Origin of the sequence: Ruminococcus sp. N15.MGS-57 (genome assembly GCF_000980385.1) — a bacterium.
GTDB classification, from domain to species: Bacteria; Bacillota; Clostridia; order Oscillospirales; family Ruminococcaceae; genus Hominimerdicola; species Hominimerdicola aceti.
Genome location: NZ_LARF01000052.1, coordinates 1 through 12,518, shown reverse-complemented (window position 1 = coordinate 12,518; position 12,518 = coordinate 1). Strand labels below are relative to the sequence as shown.

The 12,518-nt window shown below is 41.4% G+C and carries 10 protein-coding genes; 9 read left to right on the top strand and 1 reads right to left on the bottom strand.

All coding sequences use genetic code 11. The annotated features are described in order from the left end of the window. From WS40_RS09530 to WS40_RS09510, 5 genes are all read left to right on the top strand, one after another. Nucleotides 1–706, top strand: a 706-nt coding sequence (locus WS40_RS09530; RefSeq protein ID WP_046441861.1) for a WYL domain-containing protein, incomplete at its 5' end; no start/stop codon positions are given. Nucleotides 707–717: 11 nt separating this feature from the next. Next, nucleotides 718–1,698, top strand: a complete 981-nt coding sequence (locus WS40_RS09525; RefSeq protein WP_046441859.1) for a DUF6994 family protein — start codon at nt 718–720, stop codon at nt 1,696–1,698. A gap of 88 nt (nt 1,699–1,786) precedes the next feature. Further along, complete coding sequence (locus WS40_RS09520) at nt 1,787–2,473, top strand: metallophosphoesterase (RefSeq protein ID WP_046441857.1); 687 nt, start codon at nt 1,787–1,789, stop codon at nt 2,471–2,473. Between the two features lie 190 nt (nt 2,474–2,663). After that, nucleotides 2,664–4,145 (top strand): Y-family DNA polymerase, encoded by a 1,482-nt coding sequence (locus tag WS40_RS09515; protein ID WP_046441855.1) that lies wholly within the window; start codon nt 2,664–2,666, stop codon nt 4,143–4,145. Nucleotides 4,146–4,160: 15 nt separating this feature from the next. Then, complete coding sequence (locus WS40_RS09510; RefSeq protein ID WP_046441852.1) at nt 4,161–4,586, top strand: hypothetical protein; 426 nt, start codon at nt 4,161–4,163, stop codon at nt 4,584–4,586. Nucleotides 4,587–4,709: 123 nt separating this feature from the next. Here the strand turns inward: WS40_RS09510 and WS40_RS11615 are convergent, their stop codons facing one another. Further along, on the bottom strand, nt 4,710–6,629 hold the full coding sequence (locus WS40_RS11615; protein WP_325208515.1) for a cellulase family glycosylhydrolase: 1,920 nt from the start codon (nt 6,627–6,629) through the stop codon (nt 4,710–4,712). Between the two features lie 589 nt (nt 6,630–7,218). Here WS40_RS11615 and WS40_RS09500 point away from each other — a divergent pair. The 4 genes from WS40_RS09500 to WS40_RS09485 all read left to right on the top strand — a co-directional run. Then, the gene (locus tag WS40_RS09500) at nt 7,219–9,396 is read left to right on the top strand and encodes a transglutaminase domain-containing protein (RefSeq protein WP_046441850.1); all 2,178 of its coding nucleotides are present in this window, start codon (nt 7,219–7,221) and stop codon (nt 9,394–9,396) included. Nucleotides 9,397–9,543: 147 nt separating this feature from the next. Then, nucleotides 9,544–10,887 carry a hypothetical protein gene (locus WS40_RS09495; protein WP_046441848.1) on the top strand — a complete coding sequence of 448 codons (1,344 nt, stop codon included), beginning with the start codon at nt 9,544–9,546 and terminating at the stop codon, nt 10,885–10,887. Nucleotides 10,888–11,214: 327 nt separating this feature from the next. After that, entirely contained in the window at nt 11,215–11,910 is a 696-nt protein-coding gene (locus tag WS40_RS09490) for a hypothetical protein (protein WP_046441846.1), read from the top strand. A gap of 124 nt (nt 11,911–12,034) precedes the next feature. Beyond that, nucleotides 12,035–12,518 (top strand): hypothetical protein (locus tag WS40_RS09485; protein WP_046441844.1); only part of this gene is annotated, 484 nt, incomplete at its 3' end.

Below are 12,518 nucleotides of genomic sequence, written 5' to 3'. Positions count from 1 at the left end.
GCTAAGAGAGAATCTGAATACTATCCAGCAGGCGATCAGCAACAGGCAGCAGATAGCCTTTAAGTTCAATTATTATACCACAGAATATGACCTGAAAGCCAGCCAATATATACTCAAACCTGTTTTGACAAAACGCAAGGACACTTTTGTAAGCCCGCATTTTATCGTTGCTGATAAGGGCAGATTTTATATGCTCGGATGTTTTGAAAGCGACAAACCGAGATATACAGAGGGCAAAAAGCAGCTTTGTATATATCGTATCGACCTTATGTCGGATATCAAAATAAGAAAGATAGGCAAAAGCTTTGCGGCGGCAACAGGTGCTAACAACGTAAATAATGCCGTTCAAGGGAGCAGTTACGAGCGTTTTAAGAACAATCACCTTGGCATGAGTTATGACGCCCCCTCAACTGTTACCTTGAAAGTGAGAAATCCATATAAAACAGGAATGAACAATCTTACCTTTATCCATGACAGCTTTGGCGAGGATTATAAGATAACAACGGAGAAGTACAAGAAGGAGCATAAGCTTCCTAAAAATCAGACGGATTTTGAGATAGTTGAAGTAAGGACAAGCCCATACGGCATAGTAAATTGGGCTTTGCAATATTCAGACAAGGTGGAGTTGATAGGACCTGAGAGCGTAGTCAAAAGCATAAAAGAGCGAGTTGAAGAACTCTGTAAAAAGTATAATGTGAATGTTTAGGAGGAAAAGTTATGGAAGCTAACAAGAAGATAAAATCGTATGAGCCAGAAAACTTTGAGGAAAACTATAAGGCGTATTTGGTAGACCTGTTGTCAACGAATTATAAAACATATGAAAATAAAGGGGACGCTGAAAAAGAAAGAAAAAGAATTTGGAAACAACTCGGAGATAGTGAAACAGCTTACTGTGATATATATATAGACCCTGACTATAAGAAAAATAAAGACTTTTATAGACACCTATCAAGTTTTCTTAATGCGGCAAGCTGGAAGAATAAAAAGAAATTGTATTTTAAGGCAAATGAACATAAACCTGATAAAAATATTGACGGCATGATAACTGTTTATAAAGACCCAAAATGTGAAGACTACTGTTTTACACTACACTCAGACCAGCTTGGTTTCAGCGCAGTTCCTTGGATTTATTTTAGCACCAAATATCCATTGAGTAGATATTTTGAAATGCAGAAAAATAAATCAGACAAAGACCCAGACGCAATAGCTAATTTTCTCACAAAATATGTTTACACAACAAGAACTCTTGGTGGCTCTTTTCTTTGGCCTGAGAGTTGGTATAAAGCATACAATATGAATAGGGGTAATGGAAAAAATGATAATAAAGACAATAACAAAGATAATAATATAGGCTATATTGAAGATAGGGTTGACTTAACTTTGCTGGAAATAAAGCATTACTTTGAGTATAGAGAATTGGACGATAAAAAGAATTTTAAATATAGCGGAGATATTCTTTTCCGTTATTATGATAATTTAGACGCTCAAACATGGTTTGGCTTCTTTGACAGCTTCGAGGATTATGTAGACTTCTTCTTGTTCAACGATTTTGTAAAGGCTACAGTAACAGACGGCAAAAAGGAGTATATGCCTATAAATATTCTCAACGGAGAGCCTTTTGAAAAAGGTTATTTAAATTACGAAGAAGACGTTCTCAAAAATATTTGCGAAAAAGGTCTTAAAGACGTACTCGAATGAGTTATGAATATGGTTAAAAAGAGAACAATAAAAATGGAAGACCTGATAAACGAATACAACCAAACTAATGATACAAAAGGAGAAAAGCATGAAAATATACTGCATGAGTGATATCCATGGCTGTTATTCAGCACTTTGCGACGCTTTGGAGCTTGTCATTGACCACCTTGACGAGCCTGACACAAAGCTTATCTTTCTGGGAGATTATATCCACGGCGGCGAGGACAATATAGCTGTGCTTAAAAAGATTATGGGCTTGCAGAATACATATGGCCATAACAAGGTGGTGGCGCTTCTTGGCAATCACGAGGAAATGGTGATGAGCGGTTTTTCTTCGGTGAATGAAATGCTTGGCAGCGGCGAATATGATGACGCTGATGACTCGTATAGATATTGGTTTGAACGTCTGCCGAGATATCATGTTGAGGGCAACACTATCTTTGTCCACGCAGGCATTGACGAGGATTCGGGCAATGCTTGGGAATACTGCACCGAGGATTATATTTTTACAGAGCAGTATCCCCACAGGCTTGGCAAGACACACGGACTTGACAAAAAGGTGGTGGCAGGGCATGTCCATACCAACACGATTTCAGGCGACCGCAGATTTAACGATATCTACTATGACGGAGCGAGTCACTACTACATTGACGGAGATGTGCTCAGCACAGGAGATATAAATGTTCTTATGGTAGACACTGACACTGATAAGTATTATAAGGTAACAGAGAATTACAATATTCCTATTGAGCCTTATGACAGTGAAGCTTGGTAGACTATTGTATGCCGTCTTAAAACCCAATATAACACTAACGTCCCCAAGTTTTCCTCGGGGACGTTTTTTACTTTGTCAACTGCCATGAAAAGAGTTAATTAAAAATTCAGAACTTTTGTTCGATTTTCTGTTGTAAAACAGAAAGTTTCGTGGTATACTATTATACATAAAGGAAAAAGGCGGTGATGCTATGGAAAAGACCTATGTTGCAATAGACCTGAAATCTTTTTATGCTTCGGTTGAGTGCGTGGAAAGGCAGCTTGACCCATTGAATACAAACCTTGTGGTGGCTGATGAGAGCCGAACGGAGAAAACTATATGTCTTGCAGTGTCACCGTCACTGAAAAGCTTTGGTATTTCAGGTAGGGCAAGGCTTTTTGAGGTCATTCAGCGTGTGGAGCAGGTCAATAAGGAGCGTTTGCAGAAAGCTCCTAAAAGACAGTTTTCAAAGAAAAGCTATATCTATTCGGAGCTATCCGACCCTGCCTGCGAGCTTGATTATATCGTGGCAACTCCGCAAATGGCGAAATATTTGGCTGTGAGCGCAAAAATATACGGGATTTATCTGAAATATGTGTCACCAGAGGATATTTTCGCCTATTCTATCGACGAGGTCTTTATTGACGCAACGGGCTATCTCGGGCTTTATAACGTTGACGGACGTGGCTTTGCACAAATGCTCATTTTGGACGTGCTGAAAACTACAGGTATAACCGCCACAGCAGGCGTTGGAACGAATATGTATCTGTGCAAGGTGGCAATGGATATTGTGGCAAAGCATATCCCTGCGGATAAAAACGGCGTCCGTATCGCAGAGCTGAACGAACAGCTTTACAAAGAAACGCTGTGGGGGCATACCCCTATCACGGACTTTTGGCGTGTGGGCGCAGGCACAGCGAGCCGCCTTGAAAAGCTTGGTATTTACACCATGGGGGATATCTCACGCTGGTCGCTGGACCATTATCTTATAGGGAAGCTTTACAAGGTTTTCGGCAAAAATACCGAGCTTCTTATCGACCACGCATGGGGTATCGAGCCTACCGCCATACCTGACGTGAAGTCATACCGCCCCTCGAACAACAGCATTTCCTCTGGGCAGGTCTTGCAAGAGCCGTGTAATTATGAGCGCACAAGGCTCATTCTGTGGGAAATGGCTGATATGCTGTCCCTTGATCTTGTGGATAAGGGCGTTGTAACAAATCAGATCGTTCTCACTGTGGGGTATGATAAAGAAAGCTTGGCGGACGGTCACTATACTGGCGAGGTGGTTTGCGACCACTATGGCAGGAAGATACCCAAGCACGCCCATGGCACTCAAAATCTAGGCAGGCACACTTCCTCGACCAGAAAAATAATAGACGCAACCATGGCTCTTTTTGACAGAATTATCGACAAGACTTTGCTTGCAAGACGGCTTAATCTGACCGCCTGTAATGTCATAAGAGAAGAGGATATCCCCGAAGTTGAGAGCTATGAGCAGATAAGCTTGTTTGATATGGCGGAAGCGGCAAATGCTGATAACAACGCAGAAGAAAAAGAAAGGGCATTGCAGGAAGCAATGCTCTTGATAAAGCACAAATATGGAAAAAATGCCATTTTGAAAGGCACGAACTATACCGAGGGAGCTACGGCAAGAGAGCGCAACCGCAGTATAGGCGGTCACAAGGCATGAAAGGAGGGGCTTACAATGTACGACAATTATTATGATATAAAGCAGTTTTCACGTCCGTACTATGACGATCATCCGCAAATGTCTATATCGGACAGGGCGGCGCAGTTCAGCCCTTTTGCAGCTTTGACGGGCTATGACGCTGCTGTTGATGAAACCGCAAGATACACCGAAATCAGGGAGGAGCTGACCGAGGACGAGGTAAACAAGCTCAATGACGATCTCAACCGCCTGCTTGATATGCTTGACGAACGCCCTGAGATAAGGGTGACATATTTTGTTCCCGATAAGAGAAAAAGTGGTGGCAGTTATCAGACCAAGACAGGCATAGTGAGAATTTATGACAGCTATACTAATGAGCTTGTTTTTATGGACAAGACTAGGATAGCTGTGGAGGATATGTGTTTGGTGGAGTTTGTGGAGGAGAGAGGGAAAATACAGTAGAATAAACCTTATTTGCTGATTTTTTTTGAAGGAAGAAAAACAAAGGTACAGTTAAAACTTTTTTGCATAAAAAAAGACTTCATACCGCTGTGAAACAGTATGAAGTCTGAAAAAAATCTTAGATCACCAGCAGTAGCATACAGAGTAGATCGTTACTGTGCCGTTTGCTGCACCTGCATGGATCTGATCCAGCTTTCCGCCGAAATCGGAAGTGCCGAATGCTGACTTGCAGTTGTTGTAAGAATACTTTGCGTAGTAGTGTCCGTTTGCTGTGCCTGTTTCGCTTGGTGAAACCTTTGCCCACTCTGCTCCGCCTGACCAGCTCTGAAGAACAAATTCTACCTGATTCTGTGTTCCTGAGTATTCAACGTAGAAGTAGCCGTTTGACTGAATGTCATATGCGTTGAAGCTTCCGCCATTCTTTGAAGTCATTGCTGAAACAGCTTGACCCCATGCTGAAGCAGTTGAAGAACCCCAGAAGATCGATTTGTAATTGCTGTCTGAACTGCTTGAAGAAGATGAAGATGAGGAAGAACCTGATGTTGATTCAAGATACCAAAGCTGGCACTTTCCGCCCCAGTAGCTCCACTGGTTAATGTTTGCTCCGTCAGCTGTGTTCTGTTCGTAAACGTCAAGGCATGAGTAGCAGTCTGAGATCTTTGTCTTGATAGCATAAGCGTCGCCGATCTTTACAAGCTGGAATTTCTGACAGTCACCGCCGTGATACTGCCACTGGTTGATGTTAGCACCATTGTCCCTGCTCCAGTTGTATACGTCAAGACAGCTTTTGTAATTTGATGCACCTGTGTAAATAGTGTAATAGCCGTTTCCGTCGCTTACAAGCTTGAATTTCTGATTGTTTCCGCCTGTACCTCTGTACTGCTGAACGTTTGTGCCATTGTCAGCTTTTGCCTTGTATACGTCAAGATACTTGCCGCTGAGTGCGCTCTTGATGTAATATGTTCCGTCAAGTCCGAGAACTCCGCCGTTGGAATCTGTTGAAGTTCCTGAAGAAGAACCGCCGGAAGAGCTTCCTGAACCGCTGTAAACTGAGCAGATCTTAGAAGTTGCCTTAATTCCGTTTGAGCCGTTGATAAGTGTATTTCCCCATGAAGAAAGGCTTGAGCCGTCCCATGAGTTTGCAATGTCGAGGTAGCTCATGTCAGAGTTGTTGCCCTTCCATGACCAGCCAAGATAGCCTACGCCCTTGCTTGTGCAGTAGCTCATGATAGTAGCCTCATCAACGTCGCCGTTTGTGTGCTGACCGCCGAACTCGCCGATAACAACAGGCACACCGATGTTGAGTGCGTTATCAATGTTGTTTCTTACAGTTGACGCGTTTCCGCCTGCGTATTCATACATATGAATGGAGAATACGGTGTTCTTCTGTGAGTCTGCGTTGAAAACAGACTTACCGTAATCCTTGATGCTGTCAGGATACTGTCCCCAGCCTGCACAGTCTACCATAAGCATATTTGTAATGCCTGCGTTTCTTACAGATCGGATAGCAGACTTGTAGCCGTCAGCCCATGCGCTTCCGTTCCATGTGCCGTACCACTCGTTTGCGATGTTTACGATAACATATTTCTCAGTACCGCTGAGAACGTTCTTCATTTCCTTCCAGTAGTCAACGCACTTGTTAAGATCATAAGTGCTGTCGCTGCCTGTTGCGTCATGTACTTCGAGAATGCATATCAGCTTGTTTGATTTGCACCAGCTGATGATGTTCTTTACTTCCTGTGCGCTTGTTTTTGTGTACTTTGAGCCGTTTGCAAGTACGACTCTTACGGTATTTGCGCCGTTGTTTGCAGCGCCCTTGATAGAAGTTTCAGTCTTCTCTGTGTACCATGCATGAGCAATGTTCACGCCACGCATAACGAACTTGTTTCCGCTAGCGTCATAGATACTAGTACCGCTTACATAAAATCCTGATGCCGCCTCTGCGGTCGGTGTTGTCATAAAACCGAAGCAGGTTATTACGGCAAACATTACAGCAACAAAAGTCTGTAATGCCTTTGCAGAAAAAGTTTTGTTCTGTACCATAAAAAGCTCCTCTTATACAATTATTTTTTAAATACCGGTATTCTAAGGCAGCACTGCATTATCCTCGTGCGTTGCTGCCTTAACTCTGTCAACGTAAAACATTATATTATTAAAAGTAAAATAAGTCAACTTAAATATTTAAGTAAAACGTTTACACAAATAATTTTCGTATTTTAGCACAATTTTTCGTAGATTAATTGAACAATATGACTAAATTTTATCGCATATACAGTATAATATGTTGTATGTGTACAAAACTCTGCTTTTAAATTTCAGAAAATTAAGAAACTTTTTGAAACAAAAATCTGTATATACGCTGCGTTGAACATATATACCGATATAAAATTTCCTTTATATTGATTCTATCAAGCCGTCAGAATATATCTTTTTTGTTCTCGTACAAATTCAGAGATCATAATCAGACCTCCTTATTCTAGTGTGGTATCACCGTATTTTACATCCTCAACTTCACGATCTAACTGAATGTCATGAGGCTTTCTATTTGTTGTATTTTATCTTGACATTGTCACACCTTTGTGATAAAATTAGTAATATGTAGGAAAATTATAGTGGAAAGGAAAAAAATAATATGAAGTTATTTAAGCGGACGCTTACGACGGCAGTGGCAGTGTGTCTTGCACTGCAAAGTGCAGTGGTATGCTTTGGAGCTGAGGCAGAGGAGCAAATTCCCGCTGGCGGAGAGGAAGTCGGTCTTTATACGTCGGATAACGATGAAGCCATTCAGTTGACTGAGGATATGTATAACAGTTGGTATGAAGGCGATCAGACGTATGACGGCACTGAAAAGACGCTTTATGGCTATTCTCTTAAGGACAGCAACAACTATTACTGGCTCACTGAGAACGAGGACTATGTTGTTACTTATGAGAACAACATAAACGTAGGTACTGCGACGGCTACTTTCACTGGTATAGGTAATTACACAGGAAGCTTTACAAAGAATTTCAATATCGTGCCAACTGATATTTACCGTGCGAATATTAACTGCGAGTATGAGCAGAGCTATTGTGCCGGTAAACCTGTTCAGCCAAAACCTATTGTTACATACAATGATATTGTGCTTGCTGAGGGCGTTGACTATGAGATCGAATATGAGGACGACTGTGGCGAGCTTGGCTGGCATTATGCTTATATTAAAGGTATCGGCAACTTTAATGGAACCGATTCCTTTGAGTATAGCGTTGTAGAGGCTGAAATATCCAGCGAGAATATTTCTGTGGATACTAGCTGCACCTACACGGGCTACGCTCAGACTCCTGCACCTGTTGTTACAGTTAGTGGTGAGGTGCTAAGACGTGGCGTTGATTATAATGTATCATATACAAACAACGTGAATGCCGGAACAGGCTATATGACCATAGCAGGAATGAACGGCTATACAGGATATGTGACAGTGCCTTTCACTATCAGCCCGAAAGCTGTTTCTGAGGTCGAGATACTAAAGATAGCTGATGTGGATTATACTGGCAAAGCTGTCAGACCAAGCCTTTTTGTCAAGGCGGACGGAAATATGATCAAGAGTTCTGACTATACTGTAACATATTACAATAACACAAATGTAGGCACAGCGACCGCTGTTGTTACTCTTGGCGGAAACTACGAAAGCAGGTACCCTGTTTCGACAACATTCAAGATCGTTCTTGGAAAGCCAACGGGATTTAAGGCTACCGCTGACTCTACCACTTCTGTAAAGCTTAGCTGGAACAAGATCGGCAATTGCAAATACAGGGTTTATCGCTATGATCCAAAGAAAAAGACCTACAAGCGTCTGACGGTCACGAGTTCCACAAGCTATACTGACAAGAAGCTTTCAGAGGCAACGAGTTATACTTATGCCGTAAAGCTTGAATACAACTCTAAGACCGGCCCTTATATAACAGTAAAAGGCAACACAAAGTTATCCGCTCCGAAAATGACGGTAAAGGCTTATAATAAGAAAGTCACAATAAGCTGGAAGAAGAACACAAAGGCTGATGGATATCAGATATACTGGTGCAAGGGCGATGAGTGGACTATCCCACATAACGATTACTATAGTATGCCAAAGGATTGCTATAACGATTATGTTCAGCTTAAGAAGATAACAAAGAACAGCACAACCTCTTATACAAAATCAAACCTTTCAGGTTCAAAGAATTATCACTTCAAAATGAGGGCTTATAAGACCATAAACGGAAAGGTGGTTTACAGTAGCTGGACGGGTATCCAATGCAAGATAAACACTGTTTCAAGACTTAATGCGGCAACAAAGAAGAGCCACAGCACTTATAAGATCTACAACGTTCAGGGTAAGAAAACAAAGACCTCGACGCACACTCTTACAGCAGAGGAGAAGAAGATACTTAAAAACTTTGCCTCAAAGCATTTCAAGAAAGATTGGTCGGCGGCAAAGAAGGTCGAATATACTGCGGACTGGATAAGAAAGAATTTGAAATATGGCAGGATACCGACAGGCTCGCATAGCAAGAATATCTTTGTTTACAAAGAAGGTCAATGTTCTGATTACAATGGCGCACTGGTGGAAATGATGGTTTATCTCGGCTATGACGCAAACCTTGTTATGGGCAACCGCCAGGGCGGAGGACAGCACTTCTGGGGCGAGATAAAGATAGACGGAGTGACTTATCTGCTGGAAGTCGGAGAAAAGGTCTATGACAGTCCACAATGGAATTACAAGTGGCAGTTTATGTGCCTTAAATATTCTGAGGCTGACGGCGGTTACAAGAAAAACGGAAAGATATACTAAAACAAAATGCTCTGCGGAGAGTGTGATTCCGCAGAGCATTTTGTTTGTTTTATAATGGCAAAAAAATCTTATGATACTTCTTGCCAAATCCCTTCCAATATATTATAATGTATTTAGAAGATCATATTTGAAAGGAACATATGGAAAATGAAAAACATTGTTACAGCCCTGATGCAGTTTGTGATACTTGTGGTCGCACTTGTCATTGTGACCTTTGCTATACCTAAGATAGCAGGAAACGATGACAGATATGATAAGTACATAGCTGAAAACTCAAAGCAGACCGTCACTGTGGGAAGTGCCTTTGGCGTTGTCAAAGACGGTGAAAAGGCTTCATATACTGATATTGATAACAGCCTGAAAAATATATTTAGTAAAGTGACTCCACTGCAAAAGCCTGTGAATAAAATTCTGAACAGGCAAATAAGCTTCAAGCAGGCAAAATATTTTGAATACTATTGGCTCACTGCACTTATCTCAGGCGTACTTTGCTGGATATTTGCGGCAGGCTTTCCGTTCAGGATAGGGCGAAAGGGCTTCAATGTGTTTGGTTCTGTGTATAATAACTTTTCAAAAGTTGTCCTCCTTGAAGATGAGATGACCCGTGAGGAATACGAGGTCGATCTAGGTATGACCATATGGGGACCTTTGTGGATAATCCTTATTGCTCTGCGTGCGACCTTTGCTATTACATGGGGCTTTATCCTGCCTTTTGTGATAGCCGCAAATCTTGCCATAGGCATTATAAGAATAGTTGGAAATGTTATTATCGTCAGCGTCCGTGGTGCTGCTGCCGATGCAAAAAGGCACAGCCTCTCGCAAAAGCTTGACAAAACGACCTTTTCTATTTATCCTGAGGGCGGATATTTCAGAGTAGAGCAGGATCAGGACAATGGTCAGGGCGTATATGTGAAAAATTATTGGAACGCTGTTGCGGCAAAGGCATTGTTTGAAAGCGAAGCCGGAAATAAGTCTTTCAGCAAGGAGGATTCTGAGGAAAACATTCTTCGTGGAGATATAAAAGAGAAGAAGTTTTATGAAACATATCGTTTGCTCAGCCGTATAAAGGGTCTTTTCAATAATGATATCAAGAGTAAAAAAGCAATTATCACCGCTTCATTAAAGAATAAAGAGGGTGGCTATGAATACAGATTTATTGCCGACTCAGAATTATATCATGTTTATATGGTGGGTGATGAAACAGCAGAAAACCTTAGCCATAAAGATCTGAAAATAGATTTTAATGCCGCTATGCTTCTTGACCTGCTTGACTTTGACCGAAAGGGTCAAAGATATGATCATAATGATTTTCTTAATTTGTATTACGCTGACAGTGATGAATTTACGGCTAAGCTTATGAATTATAATCATAAGCTGATAGCAAAGTTTGGCAGAAACAGATATGACGAGTATTTTGAACAGCACAAACAGCAGATAATCGAACACCGCCGATATAAAAAGCTTTCGGCTGTGGGAGAGGACGAAGAGTGAGATAATAAGTATTTGATATAATAATAAGCCTCCCACGGAATTGTTTCTGTGGGAGGCTTTGCTTTCCGTACACCAAATCGCCTACCGCTTGTGCAACTTTTTTGCCGTTTGTGCAAATATTATTGACTTTTTGTTAAGAATGATAGATAATTATTATAAATATTAATGCTATAAATTAGAGATGCTTGTTAAACAATGAAAATGAGAATAATGGAAAACTCAGTGAAAGTGTTTCTACAGACGATGAACTATGATACTAAAAAAGTTTAGAAAGCAATGGTGGACACTATGGCGGCTGTCATAATGTCAGATGAAGAGAGGTGAAATATGGATAAAAAGGTAAAAGCTTTTTTTGCAGCTATGGGAATTGCCATGGCGTTGTTAGTGCCTGTTTCTGCATCTGCGGATAATTCTGACTCAAAAGTGCAGGTGAGCATCGACATCACTTGGAACTCTTTGGAGTTTACCTATACAGACGGGCAGTGGGATCCTGAGACCCACTCATATAAAGGTGGCGGTTGGTCTGACAGCGGCGGAAATTTTACTGTTAAAAACAATGGTAATGTATGCGTTGAAGCAAAATTCTCGTATGCCAACGCAACGGGCATGGAGGAGATAAAAGGCAGATTTTCAAGCAGTGAGCTAATAGTGCCTATTTCAGAAAGCCGAAACAGCAAACTTACTTTGTCAGGTAAACCGACAGAGCATTTTGAAAGCATGACCGTTGGCACTATTACAGTGAATGTCACTACTGATGATTCGGGAGATGCAGGCGACAGTACGATAACAGGCTGGTATAAGGATGAGGAAACCGGCGATTGGTACTATTATGATAAGAACGGCAAATTGGTCACAGGTTGGTTTAAGGACGGCGGAAATGAATGGTATTATGCCGATGAAGACGGCAAGCTTGTCAGAGGTTGGTTCAATGACGGTGGAAATGATGGGCGTTATTCTGGTGATGACGGAAAATTGCACTCAGATTGGGTCAAAGTGAATGACGATTGGTACTATTTTGACTGAGACGTTTCAATAGCAAAGAACACCACTATTGATGGACGATATATTGGACTTGACGGCAGGTGGGACGGAATAGGCGACGCACCAAATACATAAATAATGATAATTTGTAAAGGACTAATTACTTATGAAAAAGACGATCTCGATCATAATGGCATTAGCACTTGCGGCAACACTCAGTACGGTGGTGTTTGCAGCGGAGAATGATGACGGAAACATCAAAAAGAATATCAGTGTAAAGGCAAAGTATGTTGAGGACATCAAAGCCTCAAAAACTATCCAGGCTGACGTTGTATGGGGTAAAATGGAGTTTACATACAATATGAGCGGAACAAAGACTTGGAATGCAAAAACTCATGAATATGATATCGACACAAATGGCAAATGGTCTGCAAAAGGTAATGATATAAGCGTTACAAACCATTCAAATACGGATATCGACGTTGATTTTACATATGAGCCACTTGATAAATACAGCTTTGTAAAGGGCGAATTTACATATGATGAAGTCACAATACCAACAGCTGAAAACAAGGCTGTCGATGACGAAATTCTCACAATAAGCACAGATCTCACCCTCAGCGGTGGGCTTTCATCGGACGTTACAGATC